This is a genomic window from Streptomyces sp. CB01635, from assembly GCF_002803065.1.
Classification (GTDB): Bacteria; Actinomycetota; Actinomycetes; order Streptomycetales; family Streptomycetaceae; genus Streptomyces.
In genome coordinates, this window is record NZ_NNBL01000008.1 from 32,941 (window position 1) to 50,418 (window position 17,478).

The 17,478-nt window shown below is 67.1% G+C and carries 20 protein-coding genes and 2 pseudogenes; 15 read left to right on the forward strand and 7 right to left on the reverse strand.

Features of this window, described 5'->3' with window-relative positions:
* Positions 1 to 23 precede the first annotated feature (23 nt).
* From CG723_RS22145 to CG723_RS22165, 7 genes and pseudogenes are all read left to right on the forward strand, one after another.
* Positions 24 to 380, forward strand: a complete 357-nt coding sequence (locus CG723_RS22145; RefSeq protein ID WP_100595224.1) for a histone-like nucleoid-structuring protein Lsr2 — start codon at positions 24 to 26, stop codon at positions 378 to 380.
* A 98-nt stretch (positions 381 to 478) separates the two neighbouring features.
* Positions 479 to 730, forward strand: a pseudogene (locus tag CG723_RS22150) (permease); the annotation flags it as partial.
* 102 nt (positions 731 to 832) lie between these two features.
* Positions 833 to 1,318: a methyltransferase domain-containing protein gene (locus CG723_RS22155; protein WP_100595225.1), complete on the forward strand. Its 486-nt coding sequence runs from the start codon at positions 833 to 835 to the stop codon at positions 1,316 to 1,318.
* 195 nt (positions 1,319 to 1,513) lie between these two features.
* Entirely contained in the window at positions 1,514 to 2,398 is an 885-nt protein-coding gene (locus CG723_RS22160) for a COG4705 family protein (RefSeq protein ID WP_100595226.1), read from the forward strand.
* Positions 2,399 to 2,443: 45 nt separating this feature from the next.
* Positions 2,444 to 2,629, forward strand: a complete 186-nt coding sequence (locus CG723_RS47660; RefSeq protein ID WP_234374445.1) for a hypothetical protein — start codon at positions 2,444 to 2,446, stop codon at positions 2,627 to 2,629.
* Between the two features lie 1,022 nt (positions 2,630 to 3,651).
* Positions 3,652 to 4,011, forward strand: coding sequence for a hypothetical protein (locus CG723_RS47665; RefSeq protein ID WP_234374464.1), 360 nt, complete (start codon positions 3,652 to 3,654; stop codon positions 4,009 to 4,011).
* An 83-nt stretch (positions 4,012 to 4,094) separates the two neighbouring features.
* Positions 4,095 to 4,949, forward strand: coding sequence for a DUF1206 domain-containing protein (locus CG723_RS22165; RefSeq protein WP_234374463.1), 855 nt, complete (start codon positions 4,095 to 4,097; stop codon positions 4,947 to 4,949).
* Positions 4,950 to 5,044: 95 nt separating this feature from the next.
* Here CG723_RS22165 and CG723_RS22170 read toward each other — a convergent pair whose 3' ends face one another.
* From CG723_RS22170 to CG723_RS47675, 5 genes are all read right to left on the reverse strand, one after another.
* Positions 5,045 to 6,538, reverse strand: coding sequence for a diacylglycerol/lipid kinase family protein (locus CG723_RS22170; protein WP_234374446.1), 1,494 nt, complete (start codon positions 6,536 to 6,538; stop codon positions 5,045 to 5,047).
* Between the two features lie 218 nt (positions 6,539 to 6,756).
* Positions 6,757 to 7,263 (reverse strand): hypothetical protein, encoded by a 507-nt coding sequence (locus CG723_RS22175; RefSeq protein WP_234374447.1) that lies wholly within the window; start codon positions 7,261 to 7,263, stop codon positions 6,757 to 6,759.
* Positions 7,260 to 8,090, reverse strand: a complete 831-nt coding sequence (locus tag CG723_RS22180) for an IS5 family transposase (RefSeq protein WP_100595229.1) — start codon at positions 8,088 to 8,090, stop codon at positions 7,260 to 7,262. Before CG723_RS22180 ends, CG723_RS22175 begins: the two co-directional genes overlap by 4 nt.
* A 187-nt stretch (positions 8,091 to 8,277) precedes the next feature.
* Positions 8,278 to 8,619, reverse strand: coding sequence for an SDR family NAD(P)-dependent oxidoreductase (locus tag CG723_RS47670; protein ID WP_234374448.1), 342 nt, complete (start codon positions 8,617 to 8,619; stop codon positions 8,278 to 8,280).
* A gap of 51 nt (positions 8,620 to 8,670) precedes the next feature.
* Positions 8,671 to 8,985 (reverse strand): hypothetical protein, encoded by a 315-nt coding sequence (locus CG723_RS47675; RefSeq protein ID WP_234374449.1) that lies wholly within the window; start codon positions 8,983 to 8,985, stop codon positions 8,671 to 8,673.
* On the opposite strand from CG723_RS47675, the gene CG723_RS22190 reads away from it, so the two are divergent.
* From CG723_RS22190 to CG723_RS22205, 4 genes and pseudogenes are all read left to right on the forward strand, one after another.
* A complete protein-coding gene (locus CG723_RS22190; protein WP_100595230.1) occupies positions 8,978 to 10,504 on the forward strand; it encodes an SDR family oxidoreductase in 1,527 nt (508 codons plus the stop codon). The genes CG723_RS47675 and CG723_RS22190 overlap by 8 nt on opposite strands.
* A 605-nt stretch (positions 10,505 to 11,109) precedes the next feature.
* The gene (locus CG723_RS22195; RefSeq protein WP_100595231.1) at positions 11,110 to 11,640 is read left to right on the forward strand and encodes a GNAT family N-acetyltransferase; all 531 of its coding nucleotides are present in this window, start codon (positions 11,110 to 11,112) and stop codon (positions 11,638 to 11,640) included.
* Positions 11,641 to 11,994: 354 nt separating this feature from the next.
* Positions 11,995 to 12,651, forward strand: coding sequence for a carbonic anhydrase (locus CG723_RS22200; RefSeq protein ID WP_100595232.1), 657 nt, complete (start codon positions 11,995 to 11,997; stop codon positions 12,649 to 12,651).
* 82 nt (positions 12,652 to 12,733) lie between these two features.
* Positions 12,734 to 13,024, forward strand: a pseudogene (locus CG723_RS22205) (protein kinase family protein); the annotation flags it as partial.
* A 259-nt stretch (positions 13,025 to 13,283) separates the two neighbouring features.
* Here the strand turns inward: CG723_RS22205 and CG723_RS22210 are convergent.
* Positions 13,284 to 13,463: a hypothetical protein gene (locus CG723_RS22210; RefSeq protein WP_100595233.1), complete on the reverse strand. Its 180-nt coding sequence runs from the start codon at positions 13,461 to 13,463 to the stop codon at positions 13,284 to 13,286.
* 129 nt (positions 13,464 to 13,592) lie between these two features.
* Between CG723_RS22210 and CG723_RS46945 the strand changes: the two genes are divergently transcribed.
* The 4 genes from CG723_RS46945 (at position 13,593) to CG723_RS49260 (ending at position 16,603) form a co-directional block, all read left to right on the forward strand.
* Positions 13,593 to 13,736 carry a hypothetical protein gene (locus CG723_RS46945; RefSeq protein WP_199841848.1) on the forward strand — a complete coding sequence of 48 codons (144 nt, stop codon included), beginning with the start codon at positions 13,593 to 13,595 and terminating at the stop codon, positions 13,734 to 13,736.
* Between the two features lie 673 nt (positions 13,737 to 14,409).
* Positions 14,410 to 15,093, forward strand: a complete 684-nt coding sequence (locus CG723_RS22215) for a transposase (RefSeq protein ID WP_234374450.1) — start codon at positions 14,410 to 14,412, stop codon at positions 15,091 to 15,093.
* Positions 15,094 to 15,549: 456 nt separating this feature from the next.
* A complete protein-coding gene (locus tag CG723_RS22225; protein WP_100595234.1) occupies positions 15,550 to 16,257 on the forward strand; it encodes a VanZ family protein in 708 nt (235 codons plus the stop codon).
* Positions 16,258 to 16,369: 112 nt separating this feature from the next.
* The gene (locus CG723_RS49260; protein ID WP_100595235.1) at positions 16,370 to 16,603 is read left to right on the forward strand and encodes a transposase; all 234 of its coding nucleotides are present in this window, start codon (positions 16,370 to 16,372) and stop codon (positions 16,601 to 16,603) included.
* A gap of 456 nt (positions 16,604 to 17,059) precedes the next feature.
* Here CG723_RS49260 and CG723_RS22235 read toward each other — a convergent pair whose 3' ends face one another.
* Positions 17,060 to 17,233, reverse strand: a complete 174-nt coding sequence (locus CG723_RS22235; RefSeq protein WP_100595236.1) for a CsbD family protein — start codon at positions 17,231 to 17,233, stop codon at positions 17,060 to 17,062.
* Between the last annotated feature and the right edge of the window lie 245 nt (positions 17,234 to 17,478).

Sequence of the window (17,478 nt, forward strand, 5' to 3'; positions counted from 1 at the left end):
GAGTGAAGCCCTACAATCAGCGCATGGCTCAGCGAGAAGTAATCACTTATACGGACGACCTCACAGGTGAAGAAGCCGAAGAGATCGGTACCCACACCATCCTCATCGACGGGGCCGGGGTCGAGATTGACCTCTCCACGGAGAACCACGATCGCCTGTTGGAAGTTCTGCACCCCTACTTCAGCGCCGAGGGGGCGCGTCGAGTACGTGGCAGCGTCACCACTGCCGGCACGAGGGGTAAGCGTCGAGCCGCAGGACCCTCCGCCCACTCGGACACGGCCCAGATTCGGGCTTGGGCCAAGGAGAACGGCCTTGAGGTGAATGACCGGGGTCGAGTTCCCGCTTCCGTTAAGGAAGCATACGAAAAGGCCAATGATTAATCTCTGATATTGACGATCGAGCTCACCGGCCTCACGCAGTCCCACCTCGACATCTGGCTTACCCAGACCAAGCCCTCCCAACGGCGCGCGAATGCAGCTATCTCGCCACGGTCGTCGCCGGCTACATCGTAGAGTTCGCGTTCGGCGACCTCGGTCTCATCCCCGATCAGGCAGACGCCAAGGTCCCCATGGCAGGCATCACGTGGAACTACACCACCTGGCTCAACATCACCTTCCTCACCCTGGCCGTCGCCCTCCTCTTCCGGTTCTTCCGCACCGGTGGGCGGGACATGCTCCGCATGATGGGCGGCGCACCCAGTACTCGCCACGGCCACGGCGACCATGGCTGAGCGCAACATCCACCTGAGGGTGGGGCACCGTGTCCCCTCCGGCCGATTCCTGCGCTGCCCAGCCAATGCTCGACTGGTGCCATGAGCCCTCTGCTGCCCCACATGCTGCCGAGCCCCGACGGCAAACCGCTACCGCCGAACGACACCGCAGCGGCATTCCGGGCCTTCGCCCGTGACCTGGCAGCAGGCCGGCGGACCTGGACCACCGAAGCAGCTGGCTCCCTCTCCGACCTGTTTGACCAGCTCGCCGGCTCTTGGGACAGCGACCAGGCCACCGGCCGTGAGGACCCCCTACACGACGCACTCGCGCGCGGCGGCCCCTTCCTCCGCGGCACCTGCCTGGAAATCGGCTCCGGCACCGGCCTGTTCACCCCCACGCTCGCGGCTACGTTCGGCACCGTGATCAGCATCGACCTGTCCGAGCAGATGCTCCGCCAGGCCGCCGGACGTTCGCCGATCCGCGTGCGCGCTGATGCCAGTGCCCTGCCGCGTGCCGACGCCTCGCTGTCGGTCGTCGCCGCCATCGACATGCTGTTGTTCCCCCACGAGTTGGCCACGCACGACGGGGGCACGGAGGGCGACGGCTGAAGCCGCTGGTGCGACCACTCGGCCTACCCAGCGGCGTGACCAGCGCGGAAGGCATTCAGGATGGTTTCAGACGGCGTCCGACAGACTTCACGCCTCGGCCGCCGCCTGCGGTCGGCCGAGACGACAGGGCGCCTGCCCCACTAGGGGAAGGGCGCCCTGTCGTCGTACCCCCCACACGGCAAGGAGCATCCGACCTTGGAGAACCCCGAAATCCTCACCGACCTCGACGTCGCGAGCACCCACGAGTCCGCAGCAAGCAGGACCGAGTCGGTGATGAAGAAACTGCCGGAGGTCACGCTCGCCTTCTGGATCATGAAGATCGCCGCGACGACGCTCGGCGAGACGGCCGGCGACCTGTTCGCACAGACGCTGAAGCTGGGCTATTTCCTCACCACGATCGCACTGTTCCTGACCTTCGTGGTGACACTGGTCGTCCAGCTGCGCTCCAGCCGCTACAACCCGTTCTTCTACTGGACGGTGATCTTGTCAACCAGCATGGCCGGCACCACGATGTCCGACTTCATGAACCGTGATGCCAGCGCCAAGTTCCTGTCGAACGGGGCCACGTCGCTCGGCTGGGGCCCGCAGGGACTCGGTCTGGGCTACCCGACCGGCGCGGCGATCCTGATCTCGATCCTTTTGGTGATCTTCGCGGTCTGGAAGGTGTCAGGTATGACCTTCCAGATCCGCGACATCGTCACCTTCCGCGGAGAGGCCCTGTTCTGGGCCGCGATCCTGGTCTCCAACACCCTCGGCACGTCGATGGGCGACTTCCTATCCGACAGCTCCGGCCTCGGCTACCTGGGCGGCGCCCTCCTCGTCTCAGGCGCACTGGCCGTCCTCCTCGCGCTGATGAAGGTGCCGGTGGTGCCGAACGTCTTGCTGTTCTGGATCGCCTTCGTCCTCACCCGCCCGCTCGGCGCCACCGCCGGGGACTTTCTCACCAAGCCGGTCGCCAAAGGCGGGATGAACCTCGGCACCGTCGGCTCCTCCGCCGTCCTGCTGGTCATCCTGTTCAGCCTGATGGCCTACGCCCACATGCAAGAGAAGAAGGCGGTGACGCTCTGCGAGCAGGAGTAGCCGCGCATCGGCAGAAAGGGTGACCATGAACCGGGCCCTGGGCGTGTGCCCAGGGCCGTAGGACACCTCATCGCCGACGCCTCCGCGGCAGGAACCGCGCGAGGGCAGTCCGAATCTCGCGCCGTCATGCCCGTCCTCGGATTCGGCACCTCGGCCGTGCTGAAACAGCTCACCGGCGAAGCCCAGGCGACTTGGCTGACGGGCTGGACCGGTGGCCTGGAGCGCACGTAGCGGAAAGACATGGCTCGCACGGCGGGCTCTGGGAGCAAGAGACGGCCGCGATCAATCGAGGAGTACTGGGCTCGCTCAGTCGGTGCCTGAAAAGTGCAAGTATGTGGGGAATCCCGGCTCACTGAATACCGGACGACAGGTTGCCAACGGGTCTCCTGCACCAGACTGCGAGCGCTCGCCAAGCAGCGCGCACTGACACGCGCATCGTCACACCCCTGGCTGGGACTCACCAACTACCACGCAACTGATTCGCATTTGGCGGGTCCGTTGACTGATAGTTGGCGAGGGCCGGACCGGTTCGAGTCACAACTCAGGCGTGCACCTCATACCCCGCTGCGAACGAGACTGGGAGCCGCGCCACACCTCCGCCTGAGTGTCGCGGCGCCCAACCCAGGGTTAGGTGTGTGACCTGGCCGTCGGTGTCGGTGGCCTGCGGCGCCGGGCGGCCAGGAGGGCCATCGGGCCGGCCACCCGGAGGAGGGCAAGTGCGGCGTAGCCATAACGCATAGCGCGGCGGTCGCGCCCACGAGAGCGGCGATCGTCCGCAGGAAACCGGGGTCGGTCGTACACGGCGGAGGCCGAAGGGAAGGCGACGAGTCTGCCGAACCACACCCGACTCTCCCGGACCGCCGAACTACGCTCAACTGACCGCCTTGAACCCGCAGGATGTCGGCCGCCTCAGCGTGTGACCAAGGCACGCAGAATGCGGTGCAAGGCTGGGGATCGGGGCCCGCACCTGGTGTCCGGCCCTGATCCGCGGACGGGTCGGGTGGGGCGAACATGTCGCAACGGAGCCTGGCCAGAGTGCCGTGCAGGATGCGGGAAGTGCTGCTTGTTCTGCGCGAGTTGGCCGGAATCACCAGGCGCGTTAATCGCGGATAGCGGGAGAAGCGGCCAGACGGCGGGACGACGCCGTGCCGAGCCCCACCCCGAACCAACTGACGGGAAGCTCCTGTTGGCCAGAGCACGCCAGTTCGTGGACCGACGGCTCGCCGTAGCCGACAGCGGACTACTGTCCAGGCATGAGCAAAGTAGATCCCCTGCTGAAGAGGTTGACTGACCGAGTGGAGAGCGAGTCCCTCACACTGCCGATCACACTCGTCGTATGTGGCACCACGGTCACCGGAGAGGTGGTCCCGCACACCGTCTGGGCCGAGCACATAGCCGAGCAACTCGGCGATTCAGCGAGCCGTGCGAGCGCCTTCTCCGCCGACTTCACCTGGGCGAAGGAGGAGCCCGAGCACAACAGCAACTACCTCCATCTGAACGGCGGCAAGGTCGTCAGTGGCGGGGCCGCCTTCCCCGAACACGGCGGACTGTTCCGCATCGGACTCGACGAGGTCAGCGGCTGGTTCCTGGGCGAGATTCAGGTCCACGGCTAGGAACGGCCGGGTCCGCATATCCGGTCCGGCAGGTAAGACAAGGCTGGTGGTCGGCCCAATGTATTGCTTCGCCTGCCGGGGGCATTCGGTATGACACGACTGGTGGAGCGGCAGTAGCACGCGGACGCGGGCAGGCCCGACGCGCGGCGAACAGCACGGCGGTCGCGGCGGGACCCCGGGCGGGCGTCGTCGCCCGCGGAGTCATCTACGTACTGATCGGCGTCCTCTCCTTGCGGATCGGGTTCTCCGGCAGCCGAGGTGGGCAGGCGGATCGGGGTGGCGCGATCGCCGAGATAGCCCACAGGCCCTTCGGCACCGTACTGCTGTGGCTGCTCGGAACAGCCCTGGCGGGGATGGCCTTGTGGCGGCTGACCGAAGCGGCCTTCGGGCAGGCGGGGCCCGAAGGCCGGAAGGCGAGTAAGAGGACGATGGCCGGGGGCCGTTGCCTCTTCTACGGATTTGTCTCGTACTCCGTGCTGTCCTACGCCGCCGGAGGCAAGGGTAGTGGAAGCGGAAATTCTGACAGAAGTTCCCGGGACGTCACGGCCAAGGTACTGGGATGGCCCGGCGGGCAGTGGATCGTCGGAATCGTCGGCGCCGGGGTGGCCAGTATCGGCGTGTGGATCGCTGTCAGGGCACTCATGGGCAAGTTCCAGAAGCGCCTGAGGGTATCCGAGATGTCCAGGAGGGTGCGTAAGGCTGCCGGCTTCGTCAGGGTCTTCGGCGGTACGGTCCGTGGCGTCGTCTTCGCTGTCGCGGGTACGTTCGCGATCGCGGCGGCCGTCCAGCACAAGCCTGGCAAAGCCAAGGGCATGGACACCACGCTTCGTTCCTTCGCCGATGTTCCAGCCGGTCGCTGGGTGCTGGCGCTGATAGCGCTCGGTCTCATGGCCTTCGGTGTCTTCTCCTGGGCCACCGCCCGCTGGCGCAAGTTCTGACAGGCGCGAAGGCAGCACACTCGGTACGTGAGGGCGGCAGGGGCGACGGACTCATCCCGTCGCCCCCGCCGCCTTCCTGCGTTTGACGCCTGATGTCAGCGCAGCCACTGGTCCTGGTCAGCAGGGCGGTACAGGGTGACCGCCTTGGGTATCTTGTCGAGGACCAAGCGCCGGTAAGTGGCGTCCGTGACCTCGCCGTCGTAGGCGAAGTGCGGTTCGCCTTGCAGGACTTCCAGGTCCAGCCGACGGACCTGCGCTGTCGTCAGCACCCGGGAGTTGTGCAAAGTCCCGGTCAGGACAGCGAGGAGCAGCCGTGTGCGGGCCAGCGGGGTACCAGCCTCCACCGCACGGACGTCGAGGAGCCCGTCGTCGAGCTGGGTGCGGTAGGTCGGGGCGAAACCGGCCGGGTGGTAGATCCCGTTACCCGCGAAGAGCAGCCATATGCTGCGGGGGCGGCCGTTGATGACCACTGAGAGCGGGGTGCCCGTGGCCAGGACCTTCGCCAGGCCCACAGCCAGCGCAGGCCATTTGCCGATGCGCTTCTCCATGCGTTCCCTGGCATGGACGAGTTCCGAGTACACCCCGATGCTGAACGTGTTGAGGAAGAGTTGCTGTTCTCCACCGCTCGGGAAAACGCCGGCCGAGTCGTCGGGTGAACCGTTCGGAGCACCCGCCTCGAGGCGCGTGCAAGGGCTCTTGGGTGACGATGCCCGGCCCACGTCTGCGGTGACCGCGTCGCCCGCCCGAATCGCGCGGGCCACGTCCTCCAGCGTCTGATTGCCGAGGTCCACAGCGAAGTGGTTGAACGTGCCGCCAGGGAAGACAGCCAGGGGAACGTGATGGCGGGCCGCCGTCGCACTGCCCGCGTTGACGGTGCCGTCCCCGCCACACACTCCCAGCGCACCACCGTCGGCGACGGCGCGCATCGCCGCTTCGTCGAGCAGCGCTACGAGGTCGTCGCCGGGCTCGAATACGGCGATCGCGGCCTCGGGAAGCATAGTGCGCAGGGTCTCGGCGGTGTCCTGGCTCCAGGAGATGCCCGACGACGAATTGACCACCAGATGCAGGCCCTTGCCGGCCACGAGCGCCGGAGCCGGCCTGCGGGGAGGAGCTGCAGAGGCCGCGGCCTCCGGCTTCACCGGCCACCAGCGACAGGTGAGCAATGCGGCACCCATACCTACGATGACACCGACCGCCACGCGGCCTCGGTGGTCGAGGCCCTCACGGCCGCGTACGTAGGTCAGTCCTGCCGCGAACGGCATCACCGCAAGCCCGTAGCGGGGCGACTCCAGGACAACCCCGGACGCGAAGGCGGCGGCCGACGTCATCGGACTTGAGGGCAGGGAAACGGTGCTCGAGCGGGGAAAGACCCCAGTGAGCGCGTCCAGGACAGGGCGCGTGCTTCGGGCGGCTGGTTTGGCCAGCGCGCGATCGATCGCCACGACGATTGCCACGGAGCCGATGCCGCGCAGCGCGGCCCTGCGGGCACTCCTGCCGCCCGACATCCCGAGTACGGTAGCGGCGGCCAGCCACACCGCATCGTGCCCCGCAACGCTGCGCAGCAGGTCCGTCGCCGAGTTCCCCCTCACGGCACGACTCCTGGCGAGGACCCCGGCCAACCGGCTTCCCGTTCCGGGTATCTTCCACAGCCGTCCAGGTCGCTTCATGCGCTCGCTACACCTCTGCACCTAGGGTCCGCTGCGCGCGACCGGACCGGACCGCAGCGCCGCCTCACACTATCGGCGACTGACTCGACCGTTCGACGAGATGATTCAGGTACAAGAAGTACGGGGCGATCAGCTGCTCGCTACTGGGAGGGCGGTATGAGACCTGATGCCCGATTCTTCGTTTCGTGTGGGGCGATCGGGCAGGTCGTGACGACGTCGGTCGACTGCGGCCGGGGCTGGGAGAACAAGCCCTGCTCGGTCTCGGTCAGGATTCCGCGGTCCGCCAGTCGCTTGAGCTTCAGGCGGACGTTGTTGATGTTGTTGGGCGCGACCGCCAGGTCCATCGCCTCGCACACCTGCCGCGCCCGCAGCGGATGGTCGGCCGCGGCGAACACCGCCATGATTTGGTGGTAGGCCGGATGATCCGGCAGCTTCGGTGCCGGCGGCGCGGGCGGTTGCGGGTCGGGCAGCTCCAGCAGTGTCTTGCGAGTGATCCGAACTTCCTCGACGGCCCGGCCGAGTTCTTCGAGCTGTGCGGTCAGCTGCGTGATCTGTTCCCGCGCCTCCTCGGCTTGCGCGGTGATCTCTCGTTCCCGCTCCTCCAGCCGCGCCAGCACTGCGCCGAGCGTCAGCTCCCCGCCGGTCATGCGGTGCGCCAAGCCGGCACGGCCGCCCCGGTCAACCGGCGCACTATCACCGCGGTCATCGCCCAGTACACCTGCGACTCCGAACTGCGGGGCAGATGCTCGTAATCGCGCACCAGCCTGCGGTGCAGCATCAAGATCCCATAGGCGCGCTCCACGACCCACCGCTTGGCCTGAGGAACGAACCCGGTCTGCGCGGGGTTGCGCTCCACGACCTCCACCTCGATGCCTACCTTCTCTCCGTGCGCGACGACGCCGTTCTTGAAGCCCTGATCGACCAGGGCTTTCTCCACGGCGTCGGTGTCGGCGGCGACCTTGTCCAGCAGCGCGATGCCGACGGCGTTCTCGTGCGCCGACGCCGCCATCACGACCACCGCGATCACCAACCCCAGAACGTCAACGGCCAGGCCGCCCTTGCGGCCCGGTACTTTTTTTGCCGGATCGCGCCCCGTCGACTCAGCGGGCACTCCGGCCGCCGCGTGCACGCTCTGGGTATCGAGCACCACCAGGCTCGGATCCGCCTTCCGGCGTGCCATCTCCCGCACCTGCCACCGCAGCAGGTCGTGAATGGTCTGGTCGGTGCCGTCGTCGCGCCAGGTGTAGAAGTAGTACTTCACCGCGCCGGGTGGCGGAAAATCGTGCGGAAGCAGGTCCCACTGGCAGCCGGTCCGGCCCTGGTAGAGCAGCGCGTTGACGATCTCCCGCATCTCGTACCGGCCTTGATGGCCGCTGACCGAGGGATGCGCGGCCTTCCACGCGGCGATCACCGGCTCGACCAGCGCCCACTGCTCGTCGCTCACGTCGGTCTTGTAGGGCTTGCGCTCGCTCACGGTGCCCAGCCCAACATGCCCATGGTCGCCGACCGGCCGGGATGCCGCACCGCCACACATTCAGGTGACGACAAAACTCCTATGCACTCACATACCGCCCTCTGAAGTCTCGATGGACACATGAAGGGGCTGTTCACGGCAGAGTGCGCCCCATGTCGTGGGGAGCGCTCGGTCTGACGGGTGCTGGTTACCTGGCGCGCTTGTGGCCAACCGATCTCCCGTCGGGGCCAGGGCGTACGAGCTCAGCGCCGCTCTCCAGGGCTTCCGCCACCGCTCGCACTGCCTGGTTCACGTCGCCTCCTGCTGGCATCGGTGGCGCGATGCCCTCTACTGCGCGGTCGGCGAACCCAGTGTCCAAGTGCCCGAACCTGACGTCGAGGACCTGGACCTCGACGGTACGGGTCTCTCGGCGGACGGCGTCGAGCCAGGCGCTCAGAGCGGCCTTGGACGCGCTGTAGTCGGCCATCGCCGGCTGCGGGTGCTCCGCCACCACACCGGATATCGCGGCGATCGCTCCGCCGGGCTTCACGATGGCGAGCGCGGCACGCAGATGCTGCTGGTGCGAGGGCGTTGACTGCCATCAGGTGTTCTGCGGTGGCATCGCCAACGGTCGGCGCGGCTCCGAACGCGACGACACCGAACGTCGTGATGACCGCGTCCAGCCGCCGAGCGCTGCGGCGCAGGTGTGTACGGCGCGGGCGCAGGAGTCAGTGTCGTAGGCCTCGAAGAGGGCGGTGGCGGCACTGTGGTGGAATTCGGCCGCTTGCGCCAGCAGATGCGGATCACGTGCGGCTAGAGCCAGACGCGCTCCGCGGGCGCCGAGCTCGGCCGTGAGGGCACTACCGATGGTTCCTGTGGTACTGGCGACCAGAATGCGTGCCTCATGGATGTGCACTGTTCCTCCTGAGGTCGGCCCGAGAGGGGCTTGTGTCTCCCTGAAGGCCGGCCATCGGGTGCGGTGCCTGGCCCGCTCTCCGCGCAAACTGCGTGACCATCCGTGGGCGGGAGACACCGAGGTACTCCATGGTGACGTCACCGACGCCGAGTCGGTCGCCGCGGCCATGCGCGGCGTTGATGTCGCGTACTACCTGGTGCACTCCCTCGGATCCGGCTCCGGGTTCGAGGACACCGACCGGCGCGCGGCCCGGATCTTCGCCGAGCGGGCACACGCTGCCGGCGTACGGCGCATCGTCTACCTCGGCGGGCTCACTCCGCAGGACGTACCCGAGCAAGATCTTTCCCCGCACCTGCGCTCCAGGGCTGAGGTCGGTCGCATCTTCCTCGACGCCCCGGTGCCCGCCACCGTGCTGAGGGCCGGTGTGGTGATCGGCTCGGGATCGGCGTCCTTCGAGATGCTGCGCTATCTGACCGAGCGGCTGCCGGTGATGGTCACCCCCAGCTGGGTCCACACCCGCACGCAGCCCATCGGGGTCCGTGACGTGCTGCGCTATCTCGTCGGCTCGGCCACCATGCCGACCGACGTCGACCGGGCTTTCGACATCGGCGGGCCGGACGTCCTGACCTATCGGGAGATGATGCGCCGCTACTCCGAGGTTGCCGGACTGCGGCGGCGGATCATCTTGCCGGTGCCCGTGCTCACTCCGCGGCTGTCCAGCCACTGGGTCGGCCTCGTGACGCCGGTACCGGCATCCATCGCCCGGCCCCTGACGGAGTCGCTCCGCCACGAGGTCGTCTGCCACGAGCACGACATCGCCTGCTACGTGCCCGACCCCCCGGGCCGGCCCCTGCCGTTCGACGAGGCGCTGGCCCTGGCGCTGCGGAGGGTACGGGAGGCGCAGGTCGCCACCCGGTGGTCGTCCGCCGCTCTCCCCGGGGCGCCCAGCGATCCGCTGCCCACCGACCCCGACTGGGCCGGCGGCAGCCTCTACGAGGACGAGCGGCAACTGCCTGTCGAGGCATCCCGGGAGGCCCTGTGGAAGGTGATCGAGGGCATCGGCGGCGACAACGGCTGGTACTCCTTCCCGCTGGCCTGGGCGGTCCGCGGCTGGCTGGACCGCTTCGTGGGCGGAGTCGGCCTGCGCCGCGGACGACGCGACGCGGAGCGTTTGCGGGTCGGCGACTCGCTGGACTTCTGGCGGGTCGAGGAGATCGAGCCCCTACAACTACTGCGGCTGCGCGCGGAGATGCGGCTGCCGGGCCTGGCGTGGCTGGAGATGTATGTCGAGACGGGCGCCGAGGGCGGTACCCGCTACCGGCAGCGCGCTCTGTTCCACCCCCGCGGCCTCCTGGGCCATGCCTACTGGTGGTCCGTCTCTCCCTTCCACGCCGTCGTCTTCGGCGGCATGGCCCGCAACATCACCCAAGCCGCCGCCAAGGGCATGAGCGCGCCCGGGGCCCCCAAGCACCCCGCCTGCGCAAGGCGCCCACGCATAGGGCGAAGACTCCCGCATTAACGATCTTGTTCGGGGACCGACACGCTTCAACCCGACTCAGCGCGGACGTGAAACCTCGCGGCCACGCCGTTGGCAGGACGGCCTGTCCGCCTGTTTAGGCGCGCTCTGGTCGCGCCTCGGAGGAACCGACATGAAAGACGTCGTGCTCTTATTTCCCACCTGGCACTACTTCCTCTGGAACCTCACGTCCCAGTCTCCAGGTGTCCAACATCAAGGGGAAGCTTCACTGCGCACCGGGGCTTTGTGCGGATGTGGCCCGGGCGACACGTCCTTGGATGGCCTGCTGCGAGATGGCTAGCACGATGGCGGAACCAGCGCACGGAACGTCATCTGCGATGGCGCCTGAGCGAGGCCGCAATGTCTCGTAACCGTGGCTACCAGCTACAGCCGCGGGCTTCTCGTCCCCGAGCTGGTTGCCGCAGGGCATGACGCAGGAGATCTACGTAACGGCTCGGTCCGCGATTGATGCTGAGTGCAGCTCCGTCTCGCGGGCAGCTGATCTGGGTGTTGCGACGAGCGTTGACCAGCCCGGGGTGTTGTGATGGGCGGTGCTCGGTCGGGATATTCGCTGGTCGCTGCTTGTTGATGGTGGTCATACTGCCGCGATGGATCCAGTGATTCTCGAGACCGACCGTCTGCTGCTGCGGGCCTTCACACCTGCCGACGTGGATGCGGTGTACGAAGCCTGCCAGGACGAAGACATCCAGTTCTACACCCCGGTGCCGGTGCCGTACCGGCGTGCGGACGCGGAGAAGCTCGTCGGCGAGAAGCTGCCCGCCCAGTGGGCCGAGGACAAGGACTACACCCTCGGCGCGTTCCGCAAGGACACCGGCGCCCTGGTCGGCTCGTACTGCCTGACCCTCATCAGCCGCGGCGTCTGGGAGCTCGGTTACTGGGCGGTCAAGGAGCAGCGCGGACGCGGGTACTCGGTTGAGGCCGCTCAGGCTTTGTGTGACTGGGGCTGGGCCACGCTCGACGTGCACCGCATCGAGTGGTGGGCCATGGCCGGGAACACCGGCTCGCGTGCCGTCGCCGAGAATCTCGGCTTCACCGTCGAAGGGACACTGCGCAATCGCGGCATCGCCAACGATGGCAAGCCGCACGACTGGTGGGTAGGCGGACTGCTGAGGCCCTGATGCTCCGGCCGATGCTTCGCCGGCTGCGTTTGCCCTTCTGCAGGGAAGTCCCCGATTCGGACAGCTCCCGTAGAAGAGCCACACCCATTGACGCGAGCTGTCACCAGCGGAGGCTGACACGCCCTCCGTGCGCGTTGCCGGAACTCAGGAAAGGATGGGGCAGGACCGCAGAACGATGCCGGCTCGTTGTAGGCAGTACCTCCCGCCCGGCTGACGCATGCGGCGGCCCGGCTCTCGGCGTGCCCCTCACCTCGTCTAAACATCGGCCCCTGTAAGCGCGACAGGGCTGCGCATTGAGCAAAGGCCATCCAACCCATCCGCCGGAGGTGCGCTCCCGCGTCGTAACCTGACGCCATGACCGCCGATGCGCACGTAATCCCCGACGAAGCCTTCAAACTGCTGATGGCCGGCAACCACCGATTCGTTGCCGGCAGCCCGGAGCATCCCAACCAGGACGCCGCGCGACGAGCAGCGCTGGCCTCGGTGCAGCAACCGTTCGCAGTGCTCTTCGGCTGCTCGGACTCCCGGCTGGCTGCCGAGATCATCTTTGACCGCGGTCTGGGAGACCTCTTCGTCGTGCGCACGGCAGGACACGTGGCAGGACCCGAGGTCCTGGGCAGCCTCGAGTACGGCGTGGGTCTGCTGAACTGCCCGCTGGTGGTGGTCCTCGGCCACGAAGGGTGTGGCGCTGTCGCCGCGACCCGCACTGCGATCGAGAACGGCGTCGCCGCGGACGGGTACGTACGCGACGTCATAGAGCGGGTCACGCCGAGCGTGCTCGCAGCCCGCGCCGCAGGCCTCACCCAGGACAGCGCCATCATCGCAGCGCACACCCGCAACACAGTCGATCTGCTCCTGGACCGCTCCCGCATCCTGGCCGACCACGTCACGGCCGGACGCACCGCAGTGGTCGGCCTGACCTACAGCCTGGCCGACGGCAGCGCACAGCTCGTAGCAGCCCACGGACTGACAGCGGCCACGGCGCACCCCGCCAACGCCCACACCGGCTGACACAGGATCGCGCCTTGAAGCCCCATGTTGAGCGACGGTTCAGCGTCGTGAGTGAGTGGCGTCGATGTGCTTGCTCCCCAGGAAGCGGGTGCCGCTGAGCGATCCGGAAAGGCAGCCGGAGAACGTCCGGTCCACGGCCAACCTCTTCGAGCTACCTGCCGTCTCCCATTTCGGTGTCGGGGTCATCGGGGGGCCGGAATTTGGGGCCTGGAGGGAGCTGACCGTGCAAACCATGACGACGAACTGGGCGCTCGCACAAGACTATGAGGGCTTCCCATTGATGCACCACTGGCGGGCCCTGCCGCACCCCGGGCAGTCGCTTCCCGAGGAACTGGCCGACGTGGAGAAGGCTGTCACCTACTGGGGAGATGGGACATGACGTTCAGCGTTGACCCGATCAGTGCGAGGGCGACCACAAGCACGCTCAGGCGTTCGCCCCCGCCACGGGCGGGGGGCCGCGCAACCGGTCATGGGGGGGCGCACCTGTCACGCGGTCGGGCTCGCGCATCACCACTGAATCTCCTCGCCCGTCAGTAAACGTCGTGGGAGGGCAGGTGCCCCGGGAAGCCCCAACCGTGATCGACTACTTGCGAGTGCGCTACGCCGCGTAGGACCAGGTCGTGAGCACGTGTTCAGCGTCGACGCGACGTTCTGGTACGCGCCCAGCCACCGGCTCCCGCCAGATGGAGAGCCAGAGCGGTGAGCCCGAGGAGCATGACGTTCACGGACGAGAAGACGTCGTTCGTCGCGATGTCGGCGGCATTGATCAGGAATGCCAGGAAGAACAGCACGGCGGAGGCGATGGCAAACATGGGAACTCCTGTTCCTTGTCGTTGTCGCCCGTGTGCCCGCTTTCGTGTTCCGTACTGCTTCCCGGGTAGCCGCAACGTGAGCGGCGACGCGATGTGGCGGCTCTTGGCGAACGACACCTTGGAGGCGTCATGCCCGGCATTCTCGACCGGATCAAGCAGTACAGCCGCAGTCCGCAGGGCCAGCGGGCCATCGCGACGGCGCGCCGGACGGCCGCGGACCCCCGCAAGCAGGCTCAGGCTCGCGCGTGGCTCAACCGACTGCGGCGTCGATGAACGACGACGATGTCGCGCTTCCGGAACGATAGCCGCAGATGACGAAAGAGCGCAGATGACTCCCAGTGTCCTAGTCGCCTGCGATGCCGCGGCCCTGCGTGCGCCACCGCGAGGGGTCTGGGTGTAGCCGGTCAGGTGTAGACGTGCGTCATCGGTCTGTACTCGGCCTCGTTCCTGGCTGGTGCGCCGTCCGGACTCTCGGCCGGCATCGTCGCATCCCGGGTCGGCAAGCGCACGCACCCGGGCGGCCCTTGGCCAACCCGCCCCCGACAAGGGCCGCTTTGATTGCTGCGCCCTCTGGCAGGATTCGGACGGGGTGGTCCACGACGCCGACTGCACCCGCCAGTTCGACGCCGACGACGAACTCGCGTCCCCCTGCTGTGGCGTGTTCTGGCGCGGCGCGGAACGCGGGTCTCGTGCGCGGCCCAGCGTCCCCCGCAAAGGAGCGGTCCGCGTTCGGATGCTGTGACTCGTCGAGCGGAGCCGGTGAGCATGCCCGGGGAAATCGGGGGCAGTTGGTGTCCGTCGATCCGCAGGACAACAGAACAGGCGGCGCCTCGTGCTGAATCCCGAACTGATGGCCATCCGGGCTCAGCGCAACTGCACGTCGGCAAACCGGCTCAGGAAGCCCTGGCCAGCGAGCACCTCATCCAGCCGCTAGCCCGAGGAGAACGTGAGGCCCGGCGAGTCCTCCTCGTCACCCACAACGGGCGCCGTCCTCGCCTCCACAGCCACGATCAATCAGTTCAAGGGCTTGATCGTCTCGACACCCGACGACTTTGGTGCCGAACTGCGGAAATTCAAGCGTCCGGCCCAGATCGGCAGTTGCGCTCAGCTGAGCGACCGCCCAGCCCAAAGCGTCGAGCACATGACGATCCAGGCCCTGAGGTCCACCGCTCAGCGCGTCCAAGCACTGCAAGTTGAGGCCAAGGATCTCGAGGGCGAGATCCTTGGCCTTGTGCGTCAGATGTCTCCAGAGCTTCTGGAGCTGCAAGGAGTCGGGCCCATCACCGCGGCTCAGGTGCTGGTCAGCTGGTCGCACCCCGGCCGCTTCCGCTCCAAGGCCGGCTTCGCATCCTTCGCCGGCGTCTCGCCGATCCCGGCCTCCTCAGGGCTCACGAACCGCCACCGGATCAATCGCAGCGGTGACCGGCAGCTGAACCGCGCTCTGCACACCGTCACGCTCATCCGCATGCGGCTGGACCCCGCAACGAAGACATACGTCGCCCGCAGGATCAGCGACGGCAAGACCTCCCGCGACGCACAGCACTGCCTGAAACGAGCCGTCTGCCGCCAACTCTTCAAGATCCTCGAACGCTCGGACCGAACCCCCAATGATCTCCACCGAACCGCTTGACGCGACATGGCAGCCTCGGGGGGCGGGAACGACAACTCGGTCACGCGGTGCCCAGGCCGAGGGCCGGGGCGAGTTCGCGCGGCGCGGGCAGGGGGTCGGTAGCGGGATCGTCGCCGAGGAGATGCCGGTGCCGACCACCAGCCGCTCGGTGCCACCGAGCAGGGCAGCGGTCTGGGTGAAGTACTCCTTGCCTCCGGCTTCGCCATAGAACAGCCATGCGTAGCCGAGGTTCTCGATCTCGCGGGCGCGTGCCATCACGTCGCTGATCGGCCACCGGTCGCTGGTCCATCACACGCCGACAGGAGCGGTGAAGTTGATGTCGGCGCCATGCTTTGAGGCTGTCGGCGCCGACAAGCGGAACCGACGCCCCCAGAAAACGCGTTGAGGCGCACGCGGCAGCGCAGACATCTGGCCGCACGACGTGTGCGGCGCCAGCTTCGGGGTAGTGGGCGCCGCATGGAACCCGAACCTCGTCTGCGGCGGCACTCATGGGGCTGGAATCTGGTACGCGCCCTTGTCATGGCGGTTGGTTTCGTCTGCATGGTGGCGTTCGCCGTCGCGCTGGCGAAGGCCACACTCGTCCCGTCACCCGCGTCAGTACCGTTGACCCACACCAACCTGCACCCCGGCAGCTCGATTCGGCTGTACTTCAACCAGCCTGACTGGCGAGACACAATCAAGCAGGTCGGAGGGAACGTCGTTCTGGGAGTGCCGTTCGGATTCCTGCTGCCGGTGATCTTCCCACGCACACGGGGCTTCGTCCGAGTGGTGCTCATGACAGCGTTCGTGATGCTCACCGTAGAGATCGCTCAAGGACTGCTGGTCGCCGGCCGGGCATTCGACATCGACGATGTGATCCTCAATGCGACGGGCGCCTTCCTCGGGTATCTCATCCTTGGCCGCAGGCTCGGCCGGGCGTTGCATCCGCGCCGCGTCCACTGGTGGCGCCCGCGCGCCGAACCAGCCGACGAGCCAGCTCGGGCCGCTGCCGTCAAGGAAAGCCGGCAACACTGGATGTGGGCCTGGAGCAATAGCGATGCTCGCACCACGTCGGCCACCAAAACAAGCGCCAAGACAAAGACCAAGACAACGGCCAAGAAACAAACTGCGCCGAAGCCCCCCCGCAAGAAGATTCCCGCTTTGCTGCGGGCCAAGCGCCCCTGATCCTGGACGCCGCCCGCCACGATACGAGCATCCTCCCTGAGGCACTGGTGAAGCTTTACCTTGATCGCGGACACCTGGAGACTGGGACGTGTGAGCTCAGAAGCAGCGCCAGGTGGGAAGCAATTACACGAAGCGGTACTCGGAGGAGTTCAAGCGGGATGCGATCGCTCTCGTGGCCTCCTCGGGCGGAACGGTGACCGACATGGCCCGGGAACTCGGCATCGATGGCCATTTCACCGAGGATCTCGAGCCCAGCGAGCTCATCAGGCCCGGCCGCTGGAAGCGCCGTTCGACCCTCCAGCGCGCCAGGGAAGCAGCTGTCGTACCCATCCGGCGCTTCCCCTGACCCGCCAGACCCATCACCGCGGCAGTCCCACGGCGGCCAACTACATTACCCGCGAGGGCTGAAGCCCCTTTCCCGGCACGTGGGCCTCAGTGTGGCCAGCCCCGGCCCAGTTGCTGGACTGGGGCCCATCGCTTCGCGGGTTGTTGGCGCCACGAGCGATAACCCGGAAGGGACCACTCGGTGTTCCCCCTACTCGGGAGCCGATCAAAGCCTTGCAGACTTCGCCCACAAGGGCGCCGAGGTCCCACGGCGCCACAGCCTATTGGTCCCAGAGACCGAGCGTCGTATCAACAGCGTCTGAGCTGAAACCTGCGAGGACCTTGTCCTCCTGGCCGAGAGGAATTCCTCGTTCTCAAAGGTCACCCCGCAGCGAGCGGCGGGGACCGAACGACGCGACAGCGGTGGGGCGGACTCTCCCAAGGAGTCCGCCCCACCGCTGTCGCGTCGTTCGGTCGGCTAGTGCTTGCCGACATCCTTGATCTTCTCCTTCGCCTCTCGGGCGTCGCCTTTCTTGCGCTCGGTGCGGCCCTCGACGGTCAGACGTTCGTTGCCGACAGCGCGTCCCGCGATCTCCTTGGCGGCGCCCGTGACCTGCTCGGTCTTGGCCTTGGCCTTCTCGTTGGCAGTCAAGTCCGCTCACACTCCCTTGGCTTGGACATCATGTGCTGTCAGTTCGTGTGGCCACGGATCAACAGCGCAAACATGAGTGGCAGCGACTTTCCCCGGAGGGATAACCACGGCATCCGATGCATGACCAGTGCGGGCAAAGGCATTGAGCGAGCGACCATGGCGCGATCAAATTCCCTCACCTCTGTAAAACAAACGCCTCTTTCATGCGTTTGCGTGAGTGAGACGAGGACATATGGCGGTCAGGA

What these genes read in the sequence shown, in the direction of transcription:
- CG723_RS22190 (WP_100595230.1), top strand. Translation starts at nt 8,978, where the DNA reads ATGTGCACTGTTCCTCCTGAGGTCGGCCCGAGAGGGGCTTGTGTCTCC.
- CG723_RS22155 (WP_100595225.1), top strand. Translation starts at nt 833, where the DNA reads ATGCTGCCGAGCCCCGACGGCAAACCGCTACCGCCGAACGACACCGCA.
- CG723_RS22210 (WP_100595233.1), bottom strand. Translation starts at nt 13,463, where the DNA reads ATGTTTGCCATCGCCTCCGCCGTGCTGTTCTTCCTGGCATTCCTGATC.
- CG723_RS22175 (WP_234374447.1), bottom strand. Translation starts at nt 7,263, where the DNA reads ATGACCGGCGGGGAGCTGACGCTCGGCGCAGTGCTGGCGCGGCTGGAG.
- CG723_RS22225 (WP_100595234.1), top strand. Translation starts at nt 15,550, where the DNA reads ATGGAACCCGAACCTCGTCTGCGGCGGCACTCATGGGGCTGGAATCTG.
- CG723_RS22145 (WP_100595224.1), top strand. Translation starts at nt 24, where the DNA reads ATGGCTCAGCGAGAAGTAATCACTTATACGGACGACCTCACAGGTGAA.
- CG723_RS47665 (WP_234374464.1), top strand. Translation starts at nt 3,652, where the DNA reads ATGAGCAAAGTAGATCCCCTGCTGAAGAGGTTGACTGACCGAGTGGAG.
- CG723_RS46945 (WP_199841848.1), top strand. Translation starts at nt 13,593, where the DNA reads ATGCCCGGCATTCTCGACCGGATCAAGCAGTACAGCCGCAGTCCGCAG.
- CG723_RS22195 (WP_100595231.1), top strand. Translation starts at nt 11,110, where the DNA reads ATGGATCCAGTGATTCTCGAGACCGACCGTCTGCTGCTGCGGGCCTTC.
- CG723_RS22200 (WP_100595232.1), top strand. Translation starts at nt 11,995, where the DNA reads ATGACCGCCGATGCGCACGTAATCCCCGACGAAGCCTTCAAACTGCTG.